This is a genomic window from Mycobacterium malmoense (assembly GCF_019645855.1).
Classification (GTDB): Bacteria; Actinomycetota; Actinomycetes; order Mycobacteriales; family Mycobacteriaceae; genus Mycobacterium; species Mycobacterium malmoense.
The window spans coordinates 596,919-618,547 of the sequence record NZ_CP080999.1; the positions used below are offsets into that span (position 1 = coordinate 596,919).

Here is a 21,629-nt window from a genome sequence, read left to right on the forward strand (position 1 = left end):
ACCCGCCGCTCCCGAAACTCTCAGATATCAGGGCTTAGATTACGCATTGGGCAGCAAGAGTGGCTGCAGACGGGGACCTATCGATGCAGAGCCGTTGGCGCAGGTTTACCGCCGCGTGATGCGTGTCGCCCCGGCAGCTCGGTGGACAGGCGGCGACGATCCCGGCCCGACGGCTCTGGCGGCTAGCTGAATAACGTTGTGTCGCGGTCTGTTTCCGCTCGAACCGCTCGGAATGCGGCGGGCGCCCTACAGGCCCAGCAGCCGCTCGGCGTTGCGGTGGCTGATGCTCGCCCGCTCGTCGTGACGCAACGGCAGATTGTCGAAGAAGGCGCGGGCGGCGCGCATCGACCCGAACGGGTAGTCGGCCGAAAAGCACACGCGCCCAACGCCGACCTGCGCGACGAGGTTGGCGTAGGTCGGCTCGTCGTTGAAGTTGGCGAAGGTGTAGTTCAGGTTCCGCCGAAGGTAGGTGCTGACGGGATGCCGCAGCCCGGTCAGTTCGGGTGTCAGGGTGGCGTCGAACCGTGGCAGCATGAACGACGTCGCTTCGCCCATGTGCCCGATGATGAATTGCAGCGACGGGTAGCGGTCGAACACGCCACCGAGAATCAGTCGCAGCACATGCGTGGCCGTATTGATGTGCCAGCCCCAGCCCACCGTGGCCAACACGAAGGTGACGTCGGCGGCGAATCCCGCGTAGCTGGACTCGATGACGCCCGCTGGCGGAATGGTCGGATGCAGGTAGATCGGGACCTTCAGCGCGGCCGCGCGCTCGAGAACGGGTTCGAAATACCGGTCGTCCAGGTAGCGACCCTTGCTGTGCCCGTTGATGACCGCGCCGGGAAAGCCGTGCTGTCGCACCGCTCGCTCGAGTTCCTCGGCCGCCGCCTCCGGCGCGCTGATGGGCACGGCGGCAAACCCCGCCAGCCGATCCGGGTGCCGCCCCACCGCCGCCGCGAGCTCGTCATTGCAATTGCGGGCCAACCGAACCGCTTCCGGCCCGTCGAGCTGTTCGACTCCCGGTGCTGCCAGCGACAGCACCGCCAGGTCGACGCCCGCCTCGTCCATCGCCGCGATCCGGCCCTCACCGAGATCGCTGATCGCTTCGACTATCCCGGGCCGCGACGCCAGCCAGGCGCCCGGTCCGCTCAGGAATCCCGTTGTCGCGTAATGCTCTTCGAGGGCGATGGTCCGCATCTACCGGCTACCCCGCCAGGACCCTGGCGGCGGCACTCCAGTACGGCAGCTCCTCGCGGTTGGTGGTCAGCCGAATCGTCTTGCTGTACCCGTATTCCGCGAGCGTCTCCCGGGCGTGCTCGCGCCCGAATCCGCTGTGGCCGACCCCGCCGAATCCGGTACCGATGGAAATCCGGTGATAGTTGTTGACGAAGACGGCCCCGGCCCGGATCCGCCGGCTCACCCGCAGCGCCCGATCGCCGTCCTGGCTGAACACCGCCGCGACCAGTCCGAACGGGGTGCCGTTGGCGATCCGCACCGCTTCGTCCTCGTCGGTGAACGGGATGAGGGTGACCACCGGACCGAAGATCTCCTCGGTGGCCACCCGCATGCCGGGTGTGACGTCGGTCAGCACGGTCGGCGCGACGAAGAAACCGTCCGCCAATCGGGGATCGTCGGGCAGCGGCGCCTGAGCGGCGATGCGGGCGCCCTCGGCCACCCCGATGTCGAGGTAGTCCAGGACTTGCTTCTGCTGCGTCCGCGTGACCAACGGGCCGACGTCGGTGGCGGGGTCGGCGCCATCGCCCACCCGCAGCCGGCTCACCGCGGCGCACAGTTTCGCCTCGAACTCTGCAAAGATGTTGTCCTGCACCAGGATTCGCGACGAGGCGGTGCAGGCCTCGCCCTGGTTGAAAAAGCCACCGTCGACGGCGGCCAGCAGCGCCTCGTGCAGATTGGCGTCGTCGAACACCACCAGCGGGTTCTTTCCGCCCAGCTCCATCAACGTCGGGGTGAGGTTGCCGGCCGCGCTGCGCAGCACCGCCGCGCCCGTCCTCGGCGATCCGGTGAACGACACCTTGCCCACCAGCCGGTGCGCGGCGAGCGCGGCACCCACCGCGCCCCTGCCGGGCAGGACGTGCAGCACGCGATCGGGCAGCACCGACTGAATCAGTTCCACCATGCGTAGCACCACCGAGGGCGTCTGCTCCGGCGGTTTGAGCACGACGGCGTTGCCGACGGCCAGCGCGGGCGCGACCTTTCCGGCGGTGTGGATGGGTGGCCAGTTGAACGGCACGATGCCCGCGATCACCCCATACGGCTCCAGCGTCGTCACGTCCAGGACCGGGCCGTAGTCACGCGCCTGGCTGGGCAGCACCTCCACCAGGCTGCCGAAGTACTCGAAGATGCCGATCGCGGCTTCGACGTCGAAATTGCGCGCCTGGGTGATCGGCTTGCCCATTTCGAGTGACTCGAGCACGGCGATCTCGTCGGCGTGGGCGCGGATGACCTCGGCGATCTGGCGCAGGTACCGCCCGCGTTCCCGGGCCGGGCGCCGCTTCCAGCGCAGGTGCGCGGCGTGGGCCGCCCGCACCGCCTGGTCCACCTCTTCCGGCCCGGCCCCCTGGACGACGGTGACGGTCTGACCCGTGGCGGGGTTTTCGACGACGAATTGGTCGTCGGTGGACGCCGAAGACCAACGGGTTCTGGTCTTGGTTAGGGCGGGAGCTTGCGGAGTCATGCGGCATCGTCCGGTTGGGGTCGGGGTGTCCGACGGCAGAGGGGTTCAGCCGAACGCTACGTTGACCAGCGCGACCGAGGCCAACGACATTTTCTGATGGACACCATCACCAGCGGTGATAATGGCTCGGTGGAGCTACGCCATCTGGAGTACTTCCTTGCTGTCGTCGACAACCTCAGCTTCACCCGCGCGGCCGAAAGACTTCACGTCGTCCAATCCGGCGTATCCGCGACGATCAAGGCCCTCGAACGCGAACTGGGTGCGCAACTGTTGGTCCGAGGCCCGGCGGGCGTGGCACTCACCCCCGCCGGGCAGGAGTTTGTCCCCCACGCCCGCGCGACCATTGACGCCGCCCGCGCGGCCAAAGACGCCGTCGCCACCACCCGAGGCGCCATCCGCGGGACCGTCACCCTGGGAACGTTGACGGCGATCAGCGTGATCGACATACCCACGCTGCTGGCCGACCTCCATGCCCGACACCCCGGCGTGGTGGTTCACTTGCGCGCCGCCAGCGCCGGATCGGCCGGACTCGCCCAACAACTCCGCGACGGCCACCTCGACGTCGCCTTCCTCGTTTTCACCGATCCGCCGCCGGTCGACCTGGACGCTCGACTCGTCGCCGCCGTTCCGCTGCTGCTGGTTGTCCCCGCCGATCACCCACTCGCCCAACGGGACTCGGTGCCGCTGGCCGAGTTGGCCGGTATGTCGTTCGTCGACGGTCCACGCGGATACGGCAACCGAGCCGTGGTCGACAACGCGTTCGCCGCCGCCGGCATCGAACGGACCGTTGCCGTGGAGCTCGCGGACATCAGCACGGCCGCGGTCTATATCCGAAAGGGCCTGGGAATCGGCTTCCTGAGTTGGTCCATCTTTGACGACATCGACGATTCGGGCCTGGTGACGGTCCGCATCGCCGACTACGACCTCCAATGGCGGTTGTACGTCGCGACCTGTGTGACCCGCCCGCCCAGCGCCGCCACTCGCGCCCTGCTTTCGCTGATCGAGGAAGTCATCTCACGCCGGTGAGTGACCCGCCCTAGGGCAACCCTAAGGCGACCCTAAGGCGGGCCTGAGCGCCGAGCCTGTAAATCTGCAGGCACCCACTCGCACTTTGTCTGCAGATTTACAGGCTCGCGAGCCCCGGCGACGATGCAAGCTCGGCGCCATGAGCTGCCGCTGGCCCTACTGTCCTCGGCGATGACGCCGACGAGCCGCCGCCGTCTGTTTGAAGCATTTTCGGGCATAGGCCAACCCCGCGGGGTCCGGTGAAATGACCGGCTAGAACATGTCGAACGGTTCGCGAACAACACGGGAACCGATCCCGAGCGACTCGTCGCTCGCACCCGAGAGATGGCAACACAACTGCCAGAGGCGATCGCCGGCACTGCGGCAGGCGTCAAGGCGGAGGGTTTGATCGAACTACGAGACTCGCTCATCCGGGAGGTCAGAGCTCTCGCCGCAACCATCGAAGGGCTGTCGGGCTAAGCGGGCCCGCGGTGGACGGCCGACGAGGCCGCCGAAGGAAGTGATGCCCCCGGGAACAAGACGCGGCCGCCCGCCGTTAGCATGGTCGACAAGTTGAGTGAACCCGGCTCAATATTGCGGTTGACAGCGCACTGCCCGCAGGGGCAGGCTTGAGCGGGGTTCACTCAGCATAGTGGCACCAAAGAAGCTCTAGATAACCAGGAGGAATCACTATGGCTCGTGCGGTCGGTATCGACCTCGGGACCACCAACTCCGTCGTCGCAGTTCTCGAGGGCGGGGACCCCGTCGTCGTCGCCAACTCCGAGGGCTCCCGGACCACTCCGTCCGTCGTCGCGTTCGCGCGCAACGGTGAGGTGCTGGTCGGCCAGCCCGCCAAGAACCAGGCGGTGACCAACGTCGACCGCACCGTGCGGTCGGTCAAGCGGCACATGGGCACCGACTGGTCCATCGAGATCGACGGAAAGAAATACACCGCGCAGGAGATCAGCGCCCGCGTGCTGATGAAGCTGAAGCGCGACGCCGAGGCCTACCTCGGTGAGGACATCACCGACGCGGTCATCACCGTGCCTGCCTACTTCAACGACGCCCAGCGTCAGGCGACCAAGGAGGCCGGCCAGATCGCCGGCCTCAACGTGCTGCGCATCGTCAACGAACCGACCGCCGCGGCGCTGGCCTACGGCCTGGACAAGGGCGAGAAGGAACAGACCATCTTGGTCTTCGACCTGGGCGGCGGCACCTTCGACGTCTCGTTGCTCGAGATCGGCGAGGGCGTGGTCGAGGTCCGCGCCACCAGTGGCGACAACCACCTCGGTGGCGACGACTGGGACGACCGCATCGTCAACTGGCTGGTCGACAAGTTCAAGGGCACCAGCGGAATTGACCTGACCAAGGACAAGATGGCGATGCAGCGGCTGCGTGAGGCCGCCGAGAAGGCCAAGATCGAGCTTTCGAGCTCGCAGAGCACGTCGATCAACCTGCCTTACATCACCGTCGACGCGGACAAGAACCCGCTGTTCCTCGACGAGCAGCTGACCCGCGCCGAGTTCCAGCGCATCACGCAGGATCTGCTCGACCGCACGCGTCAGCCCTTCCAGTCGGTGATCAAGGACGCCGGCATCTCGGTGTCCGAGATCGACCACGTGGTGCTGGTGGGTGGTTCCACCCGGATGCCCGCCGTGACCGAGCTGGTCAAGGAGATGACCGGCGGCAAGGAGCCCAACAAGGGCGTCAACCCCGACGAGGTCGTCGCCGTGGGCGCCGCGCTGCAAGCCGGCGTGCTCAAGGGCGAGGTGAAAGACGTTCTGCTGCTTGACGTTACGCCGCTGAGCCTCGGCATCGAGACCAAGGGCGGCGTGATGACCAAGCTCATCGAGCGCAACACCACGATCCCGACCAAGCGGTCGGAGACCTTCACCACGGCCGACGACAACCAGCCGTCGGTGCAGATCCAGGTCTACCAGGGTGAGCGCGAAATCGCTTCGCACAACAAGCTGCTCGGCTCCTTCGAGCTGACCGGCATCCCGCCGGCCCCGCGCGGCGTCCCGCAGATCGAGGTCACCTTCGACATCGACGCCAACGGCATCGTGCACGTCACGGCCAAGGACAAGGGCACCGGCAAGGAGAACACGATCAAGATCCAGGAGGGCTCCGGCCTGTCCAAGGAGGAGATCGACCGGATGATCAAGGACGCCGAGGCGCACGCCGAGGAGGACCGCAAGCGTCGCGAGGAAGCCGACATCCGCAACCAGGCCGAGACGCTGGTCTATCAGACGGAGAAGTTCGTCAAAGAGCAGCGCGAGGCCGAAGGCGGCTCCAAGGTCCCGGAGGACACCCTGAACAAGGTGGATTCCGCTGTGGCCGAGGCCAAGACGGCGCTGCAAGGCACCGACATCGGCGCCATCAAGTCCGCGATGGAGAAGCTCGGCCAGGAGTCCCAGGCGCTGGGCCAGGCTATCTACGAAGCCACCCAGGCGGCGGGGGCGCAGGCCGGCGCCGAGTCCGGCGGCTCGTCCAGCTCAGCTGACGATGTCGTGGACGCGGAGGTGGTCGACGACGACCGGGAGGCCAAGTGACGGGCGGCAATCAAAACGCGGACGGCAACCCGCAGGAACAGGTGACGGTCACCGACAAACGGCGCATCGATCCCGAGACCGGTGAAGTGCGGCACGCCCCTCCCGGCGCAACGCCTGGGACAACGGTCGGCAAGGCCGACGAGGCAGGAGCCAAAGTCGTCGAGCTGACCGCCGATCTGCAACGCGTGCAGGCCGATTTCGCCAACTACCGCAAACGGGCGCTGCGCGACCAGCAGGCGGCGGCGGATCGCGCCAAGGCCACCGTCGTCAGCCAATTGCTGGGCGTGCTCGACGATCTCGACCGGGCGCGCGCCCACGGCGACCTGGAGTCGGGGCCGCTGAAGTCCGTCGCCGACAAGCTGATGAGCGCGCTGGCCGGACTCGGCCTGACGGCGTTCGGTGAGGAGGGCGAGGACTTCGACCCCGTGCTGCACGAAGCCGTGCAGCACGAGGGCGACGGCGACGAGGGCTCCAAACCGGTCATCGGCACCGTCATGCGCCAGGGCTACCGGCTGGGCGAGAACGTGCTGCGCCATGCCCTAGTAGGCGTGGTGGACACGGTCGCGGGCGAGGGCGACGAAGCCGTCGCCGCAACGGAGCCCGCCGAAGCCGAGAAGTCCGACACCGACGAAAACGCCGACACCGCCGGTGAATAGGCACTGATAGCGAAAGGTGGAAGGGGGTGACGCAACATGGCCCAGCGAGAATGGGTCGAAAAGGACTTCTACAAGGAGCTGGGCGTCTCCTCTGACGCCAGCCAAGAAGAGATCAAACGCGCCTACCGCAAGCTAGCGCGCGACCTGCATCCGGACGCCAATCCCGACAACCCAGCCGCCGGCGAACGATTCAAAGTGGTGTCGGAAGCGCACAACGTGTTGTCGGATCCGGCCAAGCGCAAGGAATACGACGAAACTCGGCGGCTGTTCGCTGGCGGCGGCTTCGGTGGCCGCCGGTTTGATACCGGCGGCTTCAACTTCAACGTCGGTGGTGACGGCGCCGAGTTCAACCTCAACGATTTGTTCGACGCCGCCGGGCGCAGCGGCGGCGCCAACATCGGCGACCTGTTCGGTGGCCTGTTCGGGCGGGGAGGCAGTGCCCGTCCCAGCCGGCCGCGTCGCGGCAACGACCTGGAGACCGAGACCGAGTTGGATTTCGTCGAGGCCGCCAAGGGCGTCGCAATGCCGTTGCGGCTGACCAGCCCGGCGCCGTGCACCAATTGCCATGGCAGCGGCGCGCGGCCGGGCACCAGCCCGAAGGTCTGCCCGACCTGCAACGGGTCCGGCGTGATCAACCGCAACCAGGGCGCGTTCGGCTTCTCCGAACCCTGCACCGATTGCCGGGGCAGCGGCTCGATCATCGAGCACCCTTGTGACGAGTGCAAAGGCACCGGCGTCACCACCCGCACCCGCACCATCAACGTGCGGATCCCGCCGGGCGTCGAGGACGGACAACGGATCCGGCTGCCCGGGCAGGGCGAGGCCGGGCTGCGCGGTGCGCCGTCGGGTGACCTGTATGTGACGGTGCATGTGCGGCCGGACAAGGTCTTCGGCCGTGACGGCGACGACCTCACCGTGACCGTTCCGGTCAGCTTCACCGAATTAGCTTTGGGTTCAACGCTTTCGGTGCCCACGCTGGACGGCAAGGTCGGCGTCCGGGTGCCCAAAGGCACCGCCGACGGCCGCATCCTGCGGGTGCGCGGCCGCGGCGTGCCCAAGCGCAGCGGCGGCAGCGGCGACTTGCTCGTCACCGTGAAGGTGGCCGTGCCGCCGAACTTGGAGGGCGCCGCCCAGGAGGCGCTGGAGGCCTATGCGGCGGCCGAGCGGTCCAGTGGTTTCAACCCGCGTGCGGGGTGGGCGGGTAATCGTTGATGGCTAAGAACTCCAAGGAACCCGAATCCCGGACCTTTCTGATTTCGGTGGCCGCCGAGCTGGCGGGCATGCACGCGCAGACGCTGCGCACCTACGATCGCCTCGGACTGGTCAGTCCGAGGCGCACTTCCGGTGGGGGGCGCCGTTATTCGCAGCGTGACGTCGAGCTGCTGCGTCAGGTGCAGCGGCTCTCGCAGGACGAGGGCGTCAATCTTGCTGGGATCAAACGGATTATCGAACTGTCCAATCAGGTCGAGGCGCTGCAGTCGCGGCTGAACGAAATGGCCGAGGAGTTGGCGACGTTGCGCGCCAACCAGCGCCGCGATCTGGCGTTGGCGCCCAAGAGCACCGCGGTAGTGGTGTGGCAGCCGCGCCGGTGAGCGAGCGAGTTTCTCTACCTGCGCTCAGGTGTAGTGGTACCGGGCCTGCACGATCACGACGTCATCGCCATCGACGAGGTACACCAAGCGGTGTTCCTCGCTGATGCGCCGTGACCAGGCGCCCGCGAAGGCGTGGCGTAACGGCTCAAGTTTGCCAATCCCGGCGAACGGATCACGCAAGGTGTCATCGATGAGGCGGTTGATACGCTTCTGTGTCCCTCGGTCGGTTGTGCTCCAGTACTGGTAGTCGGCCCATCCGAGAGGCGTGAAGACCAGCCTCACCGGGACAACGTGTGCTCTTCGCGTTCGCCACGCTGCGCCTGGGTAAGGCTTTCCAGCAGCCGACGGGCATTGGCGGGGGACCGCAACAGGTGCGCGGTCTCTTCCAGGGCTTCGTAGTCGGCGCGCGAGATCAATACCGCATCACCCCGGCGGGAGTTGATCTCCACCGGGACGCGGTCGTTGTTGACCTGCTCGATCAACGGAAATAAGTTCTTGCGTGCCTCGGACGCGGTGATCGCCACCCTGACTCCTCCAAACTGGTACAAGATATTGTACCAGTTTGGGGCTCCACTTGTATGGACTTTTCCGCTTCGACCATCAGATGGTGGGCTCGCAGGAATTCACGGCAGGCGTGGGTCGCGCTTGGCCCGCTGCTCAGTGATCGGGCTATGCAATGTGCTCGGGCATAAGCCTGGTTGGAGAGCTGCGAGGGGCCTGTATCGAGGGGTTTGCTGCGCACCGCACGGAGTTGAGCAAATATAGATCAGCGATAGCTTATCGGTAGTTTCACCCTGAACTAAAATTCGGGGGGGGGGGTAACTCCAGGCTTTTTAAAACGTCTACGAGCATTGGTTCCTTCACATCGAATAGTTTGCACAGCCCGATGTATGCGGGACCGACTTGACCAATCTCATCCCAACTCGCCCGAAGTTCAGGTTCTTCTCAGCTACTTTCTGACCATCCGAATTCGACTAATCGATCAAAGGAGATGGTCGTGGACCTCGCAGCCCGCCCCCATAGCACCGCCACAGTCGCCCTGGCCAGCGCCGCCGTCCTCGCCGCCGGCTCCACGGCCCCGCACCTACCCGACCTTCACCTGGGCCAACACCTCCCCCCGGTGAGCGTTTCCGGCATCAACCTCACCGACACCAGCAGCGTCCTGGACCTGTTCTCCGGCGTGGAAAACGAACTCGCGTCCCTCGCAAGCGGAGCGGCCGCAGCCGAGGTGCCCGCGGCCGCGCTCACCGACTTCATCAACCCCGCCGCGCTGCCCCTTCCCCTCCAGACGTGGGTCAACGTCTTCCAGACGGCGGGCACAAACATTCAAGGCCTTTATAACAGCTACATGCTGCATCCCTTCCCGGTCCTGCAGCAGGTAGCGGCCAACTTTCTGCAGTACGGCGTCGACTATGTGCAGCCGTTACAAACCGTCGCAAACCACGCCGTGAACTTCTATGCGGGAACGGGCGCGTCCAGTTTCAGTGGGCTTTTGCAATCAGCGTTTAGCTCCATTGCCGCGGGCAGTTGGACCGCCGCCCAATCTGACTTCTTCGACGCCTTCTATTTGTTCCCGCTCGAAGAATTCGGGCTGCCCCTTGAAAGCATTCTGCAGATCCCCGCCAACATTGCGACGAACATTGCGAACTTCACCAACACGTTCACAACCACCGGTATTGCGGACCTTGGCGCCTCGCTCCTGCTTAGTGTGCCCATTCAAACCTCGACCGCAATGGGTACAGCTCTCCAAGCGGTTTCCGATTCGTTCAACGCCGGGGATCCGGTGGGAACGATCAACAACCTGCTCAACGTTCCTGGCGCAGTGGCAAATGGATTCCTCAATGGGATACCGAATAACCCCGCTAAGGGGCTGCTTTCTGTTAAAAACGGCGGGCTTACGGCGCTGTTGGAGACGGTCCCTCAGCTCCTCGCGAAGCAAATCGTCGCTCCCGGTGCCCAGAACATCATGAGCGGCGGCAGCCTCACGGTCGGGTTCCAGAACCTCGTGAACCAGCTGACAAACGGCTGGCCGTCCCTCAGCAACATTGCTGGCGATTTGACTTCACTGCTGCAAAACATCCCATCGCTCCTGTCGAACCTCCCGTCGGCGTTGAGCGGCTTCGCCGGAGCGGTCGGAGGGTTTGTCGGCCAGCTCGGGACGTTGCTCATCAACCTTCTCAAGTTGCTCTAAGTCCGCTGGTGGTTGCCGATGCGAGCCGGTGACCACCAAACGGCGATTGGCCCCCTCCGCGAGCCGGTTTGGCGGAGGGGGCCGATTGCGGCTGGTCGGTACGTTCAGGCGAGTAGAGCAACGAAATTTGGTTTCGAGCTTGCTGGCCGACTGGACCTCGGCGTTGTAGCTGGCTGGCGGAGCCCATGCACGTACGCGGGCCCAGGTTGCGGATACGACGGATCGGTACAAGTAACCGGGATCCGCTGGCTTCATGCTTGACGTCGTTGGGAGCAAGCACATACGGGCGGGAGTCATCAGATGAGCGCTGTCTGGCGGCCAGCGACCCGTGATGCTGACGCCCGAGGCAGCTGGCGAGAGAGCCGCACCAAAGCTTTTCGCTTGGATCAATGGGAACGAAGGTAACGCCGGATGATCAAGATCGCGCCCGAGCTGGGCCACGTGCAAGAGACATTGCTGATTCCGCTGTATGGCAGGGCCCGTGACGCCGCCCTGCGTCATCCGGTGCTTAACGACGGGCGGGCGGCTGAGCTGGTCGACGGCCTCGACTACGACTTCACCCGTTTCGGCGGCCCCTCGCTGCCCGGTTCCGTGCTTCGGTCGGCGATCCTTGACGGATGGGTGCGCCGGTTCCTCAGCCAGGATCCGGCTGCGACGGTCGTCGAACTCGGCACTGGGCTGAACACCCGGTTCGATCGGCTCGACAACGGTATGGTCCGGTGGTTCGATCTTGATCTTCCCGACACGATTGCGCTGCGCCGACGCTTCTTCGCCGACTGGCCGCGGCGCACGATGCTGGCGGGTTCGGTGCTCGACACCGACTGGTTCGACACCGTTGCAGATGGGCCCGGTCCGTACCTGTTCGTCTGCGAAGCCGTGTTCATGTATCTGACCGAGGAACAAGTCCGCACCGCGCTCTCGCAGCTCGCCCGGCGGTTCGAGGGGGCTCTGATCGCCTTCGACACCGCGGGCGCGGTGATGGTGCGAAATCAGCACCGCAACGGATCAATGCACGCGGTGGCTGCTCGGATGCAATGGGTTTGCGACGACCCGCGCGAGATCGAGCGGTGGGGGCATCGGCTGCTGGAGACCCGCACATTCGCCACTCCGCAACCCGAGGTCGCCGACACCTGGCCCGCGCGCTACCGCTACGGGCTACCGTTGTTGGCCCGGGTCTTTCCCGCCATCGTCAACGGCTACAAGCTCAACCTGTTCCGGCTCGTCACATAGATGGATGGCAGGGCGCGTTCAAGCACGGATGGAAAACTGGGCGACCGCGGGCTCGCCGGGACGCGCGCACCGGTAGCCGCCGCGGCGCAGCGCGTCGGTCGGCGCGGCCATCGGCTCGAAGCACACCACGTCCTCGGCCGGCGGGGCGAAGATCTGCGCCGCGGGATATCCCCGTTCGAAGCGCACTTCCAGGCGTCGGCCGCCGCCGGACACCGCGAACACCGCGCCATCGGCCACCCGATCGTAGGCGTCGTCAAAAGCCTTGTCGCCCAACGGCTCTGTTTTAGCCGGCTGCTCGGAGGTGTCGCCGGTGGGCAGCCCCAGCTCGTCGAGGCGTAGGTGCCGCAGCGGCGGTGTCTCGATCATCCATTCGCTGCGGGCCACATCCGGCACGCGCAGATACGGATGAAAACCGAAGCACAGCGGGACGGCCTTGTCGCCGGTCGCGGTGATCGTGGTGCGCACCGTCAGCGTCCGGTCGGCCAACCGCACGGTCACCGTCAGCGTGTGCGGATATGGGAAGCTGGCCAACAACCTTGGGACCGAACCGAAATCCACCTCGGCGGTCAGCTCGTTGGCCGACTCTGCGGTCACCCGCCAGCTTGGGTAGGCGGCCAGTATGCCGTGGATGGGCAACCCGTTGGGGTCGGGGCGGACGCCGTTTTCGCCGGCCTTCAGCGTCACCGTCTCGTTCTCGGCGGTAAAGGTATTGCCGCCCAACCGATTTGCCCACGGATACAGAATCGGAATCCCCATCGTCTTGCCCGCCGTCACGTAGGCCTCCAGCCCGCGCCGTTGCCCGAGCAATTCCACGCCCGAGTCGGTCAGCGACGTGCCGATCATGCCGGCCTCCGGTACGAAATGCGCTCGCATCGACGACGACGGGTCGCGCAGGGTGACGACGTGCACGCGGCCAGCCTAATGGGGCCTGGTACTTGCCGTTCGTCGAAGGAGGCTGATCAGCCGAGCTGCCGCCCCGATGAGCACACCAAGAGTTAGATCGTGCCCGGGTGGTGGTGAGGTGGCCTGTAACGCTGATGGGATGTCGTGCCCGTCCGAGCATCGATCCATTAGGTTGTCGCCGGGTGCCCTGGCTCGAAACAGGCTGATTGCCAGCCGAACTCGGCGGGTTCGGTTAGCGAGACGAGAAGGTGCAGGCGAGAAGTCGGTGACCGACGCCGAAGCCAAGACCCACATGGTCGAGTTAGCGCTGGGCGGGGAAGGTGTCGACTTTCTCGGTTTGGAGTCGACGTCAGACAGGCCGACGAGCTGCACATACCCGTCAAGAACTTAGGCTCGTGGGACTTTCGATCGGCTTTGGGTGATCGCTTCAGTGAACGCGGACTCCGCAACACTCGCGAAGCAGAGAAACACCTGTTAAATGTGCTACAAGGTATTCTACAGCGAACTTCATCCACCGCACTGATCATTCAATATGAAAGTACTCATCGGTAGCACACCGCCCGCGTCCGCCTCCGCACTCAAGATAGCTACCGCCCCAGGCAATGCAATTGTTCGCGAGTGCATGGTGAGCGCTCTTGTGTTTGCTGAGCGATAGCGCTTCACCGCCGACACCAACGCGGCCCGGCGGTGCTCGTCACCTGAGGCGCTGAGACCTGCCGCAGCAAGCAGCGCACGATGACATCGCGATGCACCTCATTCTCCGGTCATCTGATCTGCAACAGCCCGATGTCGACCAGCGACGAAAACCCATCCCGCACCCACTGAGCCCACTGCTGCTCCGAGTTGGCCGACCCATTTTGATCACTCCGCCCGTCACCGCCGGAGCCACCTACGTGCGCACTGTTTACGATTCACCCCAAGATCGGTGGTGTGTGTGGTGTGGCTTTGTCCCAGGCGCGCGCTTGTGGTGAGTCGCCGGGTGTAATCGGTATTGGCTTGTGCCACAAGCGCACCCAGGCGCTGTCTGGTCTGGCATGCGCTGCTGCTCCGTGGTCGTCTTCTCAAGGCACCGACGATTACCTCCCTGATGCCGGAGGGAGTACGGACAAGCCCCTAGGAATGTTTCGCCGCCAGTTCGCGGTACCGTACTGTGCTGCTGCGCGGTGAAATCCACCGCCACGCTGAGACGAGTTAACTGCCATGATGTGAGCCGATCGCGACGCTCACATCATGGCTTTGTCGACGCCCGGCAACGCTCCGTCACTCCGCTCCAATACGGCCAATAAATTGATTGTGCCGGGGCCGTCCATTTCGCCTCAGTCGGGTAATAGTTTCCCGTGCGCTTCGGGCAGATTTTGCTGCATATACATAGCGTCACAGTTAATTGTCCATCTTGTTGCCACAATTCGCTCAAAATAATTGACGGGTACGTTTAGCTCGTCATTATTCAGAATGCATAAAGGAGATGGTCGTGGATCTCGCAGCCCGCCCCCACATCACCGCTGGAGTCGCCTTGGCCGGCGCCGCTGTCCTTGCCGCGGGCCCCACAGCCCAGCACCTACCCGATCTTCACCTGGCCCAGCACTTGCCCCAGGTGAGCGTGTCGAACATCAACCTCACCGACGCCGCGACCAGCGTGATGGATCTGTTCTCCGGCGTGGAGAGCCAACTTGCGTCGCTTGCAAGCGGGGCAAGCGCGGCCGCGGTGCCCGCGAGCCTCCTCGGCAATGTCGTCAGCCCGATCACCCAAAACCTGATCGTCCAGACATGGGAAACCACCTTCCAGAATGCAGGCACCAACCTGCAGTATATTTTCAACACTTGGAGCAAGGTTCCTTTCCCGGTCTTGCAGCAGCTCGTGGGGAACGGAATTCAGTATGCGAGCGACTATGTAGGGGCCTTCCAAACCTCTGCGCGCAACGCGGTCGGCTACTTTACCTCGCCTCAATTCGGCAATTTTGGCCCGCTGCTGCAGACGGCGCTCACCGACCTCACGTCGGGTAACATCGCGACTGGAATACCCAACCTCTTCGCCGCTGTGGTCACCACACCATTCATAGATATCACTGAACCACTCGAAGGAACCCTGGAAATCCCCGCATACATAACGCAAAATCTCGCCAACGCGACGGACTATCTCGGCCTTACCGCTGTGCCGGATTTTGCGCAATACACTCTCAATCTCACCAACTTAGGATCCAAGGGGCTGGGTACCGGCCTTCAAGCGGTCTCTAACTCTTGGGGTGCGGGGGACCCGATCGGGGCGCTGACCAACCTTCTCAACACACCTGGCGTCATCACGAACGACGTCCTCAATGGAGTTTCGGCAAGTCCCGCTCTCGGCCCCAACGGTGGCTTGCTCAGCAGTCTCGCGTTTAAGGGGAAAGTTGGATCGGTCAACGGTCTCCTCAACATCATGTTGAACACGGTCTCCCCGGGTCTCGCGCAGGAAATCGAGGCACCCGGGGCCCAGCCCATTATGAGCAGCGGCAGCCTCGCGACCGCGCTCCAGAACTTCGTCAACCAGCTGATCAATGGGTGGCCATCGCTGACTCCTGTCATTAACAGCATCAGTGGTCAATTGACTGCAGTCCTGCAAAGCATCCCATCGGTCCTGTCGAATCTCCCGTCAATCTTGAGCAACCTCGGCGGACAGTTGGCAAGCGATATTGGGCTGTTGATCTCGAACATCCTCAGGTTGCTCTGAGTCCGCTGGAGGTCGCCGATGCGAGCCGGTGACCGCCAACGGCGATCGGCCCCCTTCCCTTGGTGGAAGGGGGCCGATTCGCTGCACGCCCAGCATGGACATTCGCTAGCAGGTGTGAATCCTTTGGAGGAGAAGGTAGTTTGCGGTGACGTCGGGCCGAGCCAAGCGCAAGGAAGGCGAATCCATAAGGCGCACAAAGTATGCCCGCTCTGCACGGCTACGCCGCCCCGGACGACCCGATGAACCGTCACCAACCAGCCCCACGCAACCGAGAAGTCCACCTAACGTGACAGCGGATCGTGCTGAATGCGTTCCGGCGGAGCACCTTTGGCGATCAGGGCGGCCTTGGTGGCGCGGACCATGGCCGGTCCGCCGCAGATCAGGATCTGTCGGTCGCCCCAGCCGCCGTATCTGGTCACCACGTCGGGCAGCCGGCCGGTTTGGCGCACGTGCAGGCCGCGTGGCGGCGTGACGTCGGGATAGTCGGCGGCCCACGACGGGTCGCGGTTGTACTCCGACACCGGCGAAACTGACAGCCACGGATTGTGCGACGCAACCTGCCACAGCGTCGGCAGGTCGTAGAGCTCGCAGCGGTAGCGAGCGCCGAAGAACAGGTGCACCCGCGGGTTCACCGCGTACCGGCTGAGGTCCATGATCAGCGCCCGCAGCGGCGCCAGGCCGGTGCTACCGGCCACCATCAGCACGTCCCCGCCGTCCCGGTCGACCCGCAGGCCGCCGTGCGGGCTGGACAACCGCCACCGGTCGCCGGGTCGGGTTTCGTTGACGATGGCGGTGCTGACCAGGCCGCCGGGAACCAGGCGGACATGGAACTCGATCCCGCCGTCCGGGTTGGCCGGAATCGCGGGGCTCAGGTAGCGCCAGCGGCGCGGGCACTGCGGAACGTGGACGTTGACGTACTGGCCGGGGTGATAGTGCATCGGGCGATCCAGCCGCAGCCGAATCACCGCGAGATCGCGCGACACCCGCATGTGCTCGACGACCGTGCCGTCCCACCAGGCGGGACCCTCGTCGGCGTCGGCGGCCCCGCTCATCACGCCGGTGATCAGGTTGAGCGACTGCCGCGCCGCCGCGTCGACGGCATCGGTCCAGGAACCGCCCAGGTGAGCGCGCAGCGTGGCATACAACGCGCGACCCAACGTGTCGTAATGGCTGGGCAGCACACCGTATTTGCGGTGATCGCGGCCCAACTGGGCGAGAAAAGCCACCGGCTCCGCGGCGCGCTGCTCGACCAGTTCGCCGTAGACCCAGTGCAACGCGTGGGCGAAAGCGGCTCGCTGGCCGTCCATTTCGGGCGGGAACAGGTCGCGTACCGAAACGTCGAGCGCAAACCAGTGGGTGTAGAACCGGTGGACGAGGTCGGGAGTGAACGCGTCGCGCAGCACCCGCAACGCGTCCCGGTCCTCGAGGCTCACGGGGCTCGATTCTAGGAACGCGTCGCCGAGCGTGCACTCAGTGCGAAAATCGGCGCCGAAAGTCGCCGTGGGTACACGTTCGGCGAGCCGCGCCGGCACGCGGCCCAACCGCCGGCAGGAAACTGCTGTAAGTTGAGCGGAACAGACTCAACCTTGACGGCGTTGAACATCGCGACAAGCATTTTCCCCAAGTACTCGAACGGAGGTGTCGTGGACTCTTTCAACCCGACAACCAAGACGCAGGCGGCCCTGACATCGGCCCTGCAGGCGGCCTCGGCCGCCGGCAACCCGGAGATCAGGCCCGCTCATCTGCTGTTGGCGCTGCTGACACAGAACGACGGGATCGCCGCGCCGCTTTTGGAGGCCGTCGGCGTCGAGCCCGCCACCATCCGCGCCGAAGCGCAACGCATCGTGGACCGGCTGCCGCAGGCCAGCGGCGCCAGCTCGCAACCGCAGCTGTCCCGCGAATCGCTGGCCGCCATCACCACCGCCCAGCAGCTGGCCACCGAGATGGACGACGAGTACGTCTCGACCGAGCACCTGATGGTGGGGTTGGCCACCGGCGACTCCGACATCGCCAAGCTGCTGACCGGACACGGCGCCTCGCCGCAGGCCTTGAGGGATGCGTTCGTCAAGGTCCGCGGCAGCGCCCGGGTCACCAGCGCCGATCCCGAGACCACCTACCAGGCGCTGGAGAAGTACTCCACCGACCTGACCGAGCGGGCCAGGGAGGGCAAGCTCGACCCGGTCATCGGGCGGGACAACGAGATTCGGCGCGTCGTCCAGGTGCTCTCCCGTCGCACCAAGAACAACCCGGTCCTCATCGGTGAGCCCGGCGTCGGCAAGACCGCGATCGTGGAGGGCCTAGCCCAGCGCATCATCGCCGGCGACGTGCCGGAGAGCCTGCGCGACAAGACCGTCGTCGCCCTGGACCTCGGGTCGATGGTGGCCGGCTCGAAGTACCGCGGCGAGTTCGAGGAACGGCTCAAGGCCGTGCTCGACGACATCAAGAACTCCGCCGGGCAGATCATCACGTTCATCGACGAGCTGCACACCATCGTCGGCGCCGGCGCGACCGGCGAAGGCGCGATGGACGCCGGCAACATGATCAAGCCGATGCTGGCGCGCGGGGAGCTGCGGCTGGTCGGCGCCACCACGCTCGACGAGTACCGCAAGCACATCGAGAAGGACGCCGCGCTGGAGCGGCGCTTCCAGCAGGTCTACGTCGGTGAGCCCTCGGTCGAGGACACCATCGGCATCCTGCGCGGGCTGAAGGACCGCTACGAGGTGCACCACGGTGTGCGCATCACCGACTCCGCGCTGGTGGCCGCGGCCACCCTATCCGACCGCTACATCACCGCCCGCTTCCTGCCGGACAAGGCCATCGACCTGGTCGACGAGGCCGCGTCGCGCTTAAGGATGGAGATCGACTCGCGGCCCGTCGAGATCGACGAGGTCGAGCGGCTGGTGCGCCGGCTCGAGATCGAAGAGATGGCGCTGGAAAAGGAAGAAGACGAGGCGTCCAAGGAGCGCTTGGAGAAGCTGCGCGCCGAGCTGGCCGACCACAAAGAAAAGCTGGCCGAGCTGACCACCCGCTGGCAGAACGAGAAGAACGCCATCGACGCCGTCCGCGAGCTCAAGGAACAGCTGGAGACGCTGCGCGGGGAGTCCGAGCGCGCCGAACGCGACGGCGACCTGGCCAAGGCCGCCGAGCTGCGCTACGGGCGCATCCCGGAGCTGGAGAAGAAGCTCGACGCCGCGCTGCCGCAGGCGCAGGCCCGCGAAGCCGTGATGCTCAAAGAGGAGGTCGGCCCCGACGACATCGCCGACGTGGTGTCGGCGTGGACGGGCATCCCGGCCGGCCGGATGCTCGAAGGCGAGACCGCCAAGCTGCTGCGCATGGAAGACGAGCTGGGCCGCCGCGTCGTCGGCCAAAAGAAGGCCGTGCAGGCCGTCTCTGACGCGGTGCGGCGCTCCCGGGCCGGCGTCGCCGACCCCAACCGGCCCACCGGGGCGTTCATGTTCCTCGGCCCCACCGGCGTCGGCAAGACCGAGCTGGCCAAGGCCCTGGCCGAGTTCCTGTTCGACGACGAGCGCGCGATGGTTCGCATCGACATGAGCGAATACGGCGAGCGCCACTCGGTGGCCCGGCTCATCGGTGCCCCTCCGGGCTACGTCGGCTACGAGTCCGGCGGACAGTTGACCGAGTCGGTGCGCCGGCGGCCCTACACCGTGGTGCTGTTCGACGAGATCGAAAAGGCACACCCGGACGTGTTCGACGTGCTGTTGCAGGTGCTCGACGAGGGCCGGCTGACCGACGGGCAGGGCCGCACGGTCGACTTCCGCAACACGATCCTCATCCTGACGTCCAACCTCGGTTCGGGCGGCAGCGAGGAGCAGGTGATGGCGGCGGTGCGCTCGGCGTTCAAGCCCGAGTTCATCAACCGGCTCGACGACGTGCTGATCTTCGACGGCCTGGACCCCGAAGAACTGGTGCAGATCGTCGACATCCAGCTCCAGCAACTCGACAAGCGGCTGGCGCAGCGGCGGCTTCAGCTGGAGGTGTCGCTGCCGGCAAAGAAGTGGCTGGCGCAGCGCGGGTTCGACCCGGTCTACGGCGCCCGGCCATTGCGCCGGCTCGTGCAGCAGGCCATCGGCGACCAGTTGGCCAAGCAGTTGCTGGCCGGGGAGGTGCACGACGGCGACACCGTTCCGGTGAACGTCAGCCCCGACGGTGACTCGCTGATTCTGGGCTAAGCATCGGCGCTTTCTGGAGGTGAGGGCCGGCTAGGGGGCGATCAATGACGAGCAACGAAGAGGCGGTCTTCCTCCCGGCGTCCGGGTACGACGAGGCGGCCGACCCGATCGTGTTCGGCAAGTTCGATCCGGGTACCAGGGTCCTGCCGGCCGGCTTTCAGACCACGCCGCAGTTCCATCCGCTCCCCGTCGACATCGTGTTCGAGAAGGACACCGCCGTCAGGCTGCGCGACGGATCGACGATCTACGTCGACGTGTTCCGCCCGGTCGGCACCGAGAAGGTGCCCGTCATCGTCGCCTGGAGTCCCTACGGCAAGAGCGGCGGCACGCTGCCGAGGAACCGGAATATGTTCAATGTCCTGGGAATCGACCAGAGCCAGCTTTCCGGATTGGGAAAGTTCGAGGGGCCCGACCCCGCGTTCTGGTGCGCGCACGGTTATGCCGTGTGCAACCCGGACGCGCGTGGCGTCTACCACTGCGAGGGAGACAGCGTCTTCCCCGGGGAGCAGGACGGCCGAGACTGTCACGATCTGATCGAGTGGCTTGCCGCCGCGGACTGGTGCACCGGCAAGGTCGCCATGTGCGGAAATTCCTACCTCGCGATCTCGCAGTGGTTCACCGCGGCGCAGCGGCCGCCGCACTTGGCCGCGATAGCCCCGTGGGAAGGCATGAGCGATCTCTATCGCGACCTCGTCATGCGCGGGGGAATGCCCGATTTCGGTTTCCCCGCGATGTGGGCGACGTCGTACGTCGGCAAGAACAGGCGAGAGGACCTCGTCGCGGAAGCGCAACGCTACCCGCTCATGAACGACCTGTGGGAGTCCAAGATCGCGCGCTTGGAACGGATCACGGTGCCGGCCTACGTCGTCGCCAGCTACTCAAACTTGATCCACACACCCGGGACATTCCGTGGCTGGCGCCAGATCGGTTCACCCGACAAGTGGCTGCGCATCCACAACACCATGGAATGGCCCGACTTCAACGACGAGGCGCACAAGCGCGACCTGCTTCGCTTCTTCGACCATTATCTGAAGGGCCAGGACAACGGCTGGGTGGACACCCCCCGGGTGCGCTACTCGCTACTGGATCTCGAAGGCAACGACCGCGTCGACGTCCCTGCGGCCGAATTCCCGCCGGACGACGTCAGCTACGTCAAGTACTACCTCGACGGCAGGTCCCAGACTCTGGTCGATGAGGCGCCCGCGAGCGCCGCGGCAACGAGTTACGACGCGGTGGCGGATCGAGACGGCGTGTCCTTCGTCGTCCGCTTCGACACCGAAACCGAACTCGTCGGCTATCCGAAGGTGCGGCTCTGGGTCGAATCCGACGGCTGGGACGACATGGATCTGTTCGTCTTCTTGCAGAAGCTCGACGCCGGCGGCCGGCACCTCCAGCAGTTCAACGTTCCCAACCATGGCGAGCCCATCGCCACCCTGACCCGCGACGGCGCGGCGATTCTGAAGTACAAGGGTTCCAATGGGCGACTGCGCGTTTCCATGCGGCATCTGGACGAAGCGACCTCGACCGACGCCGTGCCCATTCACAGCTTTGATCGCATCGAGAAACTCAAGCCCGGCATGATCGTTCCCGTCGAGATCGACATGTTTCCCGTCGGACTGGCATTTCATCCCGGCGAGCAGTTGCGCCTCGTCATCAGCGGCTACAACCTTTTGGGCGGTGTGATGCCGAACCTTTCGACAGGTTCGCCTGTGCCGCAGAATCTTGCGACGGTCGTCCCCGACAACCATGGACGGCACATCATCCATACCGGGGGGTCGCATGCTTCGTACCTGCAGCTTCCGGTCAAACCAGTGTCGTGAGGCGGGTGCCAGCCGATGGCGTACCTTAGGCCGTCGACGGTCGCAACCGAGGCGGCAAACCTTAATTCGGTTGTGACCTGGTCGGATT

General features: G+C 65.2%; 17 protein-coding genes. 11 read left to right on the forward strand and 6 right to left on the reverse strand.

The annotated features are described in order from the left end of the window. Positions 1-246 precede the first annotated feature (246 nt). Complete coding sequence (locus tag K3U93_RS02715) at positions 247-1,197, reverse strand: amidohydrolase family protein (RefSeq protein WP_083012139.1); 951 nt, start codon at positions 1,195-1,197, stop codon at positions 247-249. 7 nt (positions 1,198-1,204) lie between these two features. Further along, positions 1,205-2,695: an aldehyde dehydrogenase family protein gene (locus tag K3U93_RS02720; RefSeq protein WP_083012141.1), complete on the reverse strand. Its 1,491-nt coding sequence runs from the start codon at positions 2,693-2,695 to the stop codon at positions 1,205-1,207. 96 nt (positions 2,696-2,791) lie between these two features. On the opposite strand from K3U93_RS02720, the gene K3U93_RS02725 reads away from it, so the two are divergent. The 6 genes from K3U93_RS02725 to K3U93_RS02745 all read left to right on the forward strand — a co-directional run bounded on the left by K3U93_RS02725 (position 2,792) and on the right by K3U93_RS02745 (position 8,500). Next, positions 2,792-3,721 (forward strand): LysR family transcriptional regulator, encoded by a 930-nt coding sequence (locus K3U93_RS02725; RefSeq protein ID WP_230981570.1) that lies wholly within the window; start codon positions 2,792-2,794, stop codon positions 3,719-3,721. Positions 3,722-4,045: 324 nt separating this feature from the next. Beyond that, positions 4,046-4,180 carry a hypothetical protein gene (locus K3U93_RS25160; protein WP_269142733.1) on the forward strand — a complete coding sequence of 45 codons (135 nt, stop codon included), beginning with the start codon at positions 4,046-4,048 and terminating at the stop codon, positions 4,178-4,180. Positions 4,181-4,392: 212 nt separating this feature from the next. Further along, positions 4,393-6,252, forward strand: a complete 1,860-nt coding sequence (dnaK, locus tag K3U93_RS02730) for a molecular chaperone DnaK (RefSeq protein ID WP_083012144.1) — start codon at positions 4,393-4,395, stop codon at positions 6,250-6,252. Next, complete coding sequence (grpE, locus tag K3U93_RS02735; protein ID WP_083012146.1) at positions 6,249-6,908, forward strand: nucleotide exchange factor GrpE; 660 nt, start codon at positions 6,249-6,251, stop codon at positions 6,906-6,908. Before dnaK ends, grpE begins: the two co-directional genes overlap by 4 nt. 36 nt (positions 6,909-6,944) lie before the next feature. Next, positions 6,945-8,120 (forward strand): molecular chaperone DnaJ, encoded by a 1,176-nt coding sequence (gene dnaJ / locus K3U93_RS02740; RefSeq protein ID WP_071508678.1) that lies wholly within the window; start codon positions 6,945-6,947, stop codon positions 8,118-8,120. Continuing rightward, entirely contained in the window at positions 8,120-8,500 is a 381-nt protein-coding gene (locus K3U93_RS02745) for a heat shock protein transcriptional repressor HspR (RefSeq protein WP_071508679.1), read from the forward strand. The genes dnaJ and K3U93_RS02745 overlap by 1 nt, the downstream gene beginning before the upstream one ends. A gap of 24 nt (positions 8,501-8,524) precedes the next feature. Here K3U93_RS02745 and K3U93_RS02750 read toward each other — a convergent pair whose 3' ends face one another. After that, positions 8,525-8,782 (reverse strand): Txe/YoeB family addiction module toxin, encoded by a 258-nt coding sequence (locus tag K3U93_RS02750; protein WP_071508680.1) that lies wholly within the window; start codon positions 8,780-8,782, stop codon positions 8,525-8,527. Next, on the reverse strand, positions 8,779-9,024 hold the full coding sequence (locus K3U93_RS02755) for a type II toxin-antitoxin system Phd/YefM family antitoxin (protein WP_071508681.1): 246 nt from the start codon (positions 9,022-9,024) through the stop codon (positions 8,779-8,781). Before K3U93_RS02755 ends, K3U93_RS02750 begins: the two co-directional genes overlap by 4 nt. Positions 9,025-9,491: 467 nt before the next feature. On the opposite strand from K3U93_RS02755, the gene K3U93_RS02760 reads away from it, so the two are divergent. Together K3U93_RS02760 and K3U93_RS02765 are read left to right on the forward strand one after the other, a co-directional pair. After that, the gene (locus K3U93_RS02760) at positions 9,492-10,691 is read left to right on the forward strand and encodes a hypothetical protein (RefSeq protein WP_083012148.1); all 1,200 of its coding nucleotides are present in this window, start codon (positions 9,492-9,494) and stop codon (positions 10,689-10,691) included. Between the two features lie 411 nt (positions 10,692-11,102). After that, positions 11,103-11,921 (forward strand): class I SAM-dependent methyltransferase, encoded by an 819-nt coding sequence (locus K3U93_RS02765; RefSeq protein ID WP_083012151.1) that lies wholly within the window; start codon positions 11,103-11,105, stop codon positions 11,919-11,921. Between the two features lie 18 nt (positions 11,922-11,939). Here the strand turns inward: K3U93_RS02765 and K3U93_RS02770 are convergent, their stop codons facing one another. After that, positions 11,940-12,830: an aldose 1-epimerase gene (locus K3U93_RS02770; RefSeq protein ID WP_083012153.1), complete on the reverse strand. Its 891-nt coding sequence runs from the start codon at positions 12,828-12,830 to the stop codon at positions 11,940-11,942. A 1,459-nt stretch (positions 12,831-14,289) separates the two neighbouring features. On the opposite strand from K3U93_RS02770, the gene K3U93_RS02775 reads away from it, so the two are divergent. Then, a complete protein-coding gene (locus K3U93_RS02775; RefSeq protein ID WP_083012156.1) occupies positions 14,290-15,531 on the forward strand; it encodes a hypothetical protein in 1,242 nt (413 codons plus the stop codon). A gap of 281 nt (positions 15,532-15,812) precedes the next feature. Here the strand turns inward: K3U93_RS02775 and K3U93_RS02780 are convergent, their stop codons facing one another. Further along, positions 15,813-16,964 (reverse strand): FAD-binding oxidoreductase, encoded by a 1,152-nt coding sequence (locus K3U93_RS02780; RefSeq protein ID WP_083012184.1) that lies wholly within the window; start codon positions 16,962-16,964, stop codon positions 15,813-15,815. Positions 16,965-17,174: 210 nt separating this feature from the next. On the opposite strand from K3U93_RS02780, the gene clpB reads away from it, so the two are divergent. Then, the gene (gene clpB / locus K3U93_RS02785; RefSeq protein ID WP_071508744.1) at positions 17,175-19,721 is read left to right on the forward strand and encodes an ATP-dependent chaperone ClpB; all 2,547 of its coding nucleotides are present in this window, start codon (positions 17,175-17,177) and stop codon (positions 19,719-19,721) included. A 44-nt stretch (positions 19,722-19,765) separates the two neighbouring features. Beyond that, positions 19,766-21,541: a CocE/NonD family hydrolase gene (locus K3U93_RS02790; RefSeq protein ID WP_083012158.1), complete on the forward strand. Its 1,776-nt coding sequence runs from the start codon at positions 19,766-19,768 to the stop codon at positions 21,539-21,541. Positions 21,542-21,629: the final 88 nt, after the last annotated feature.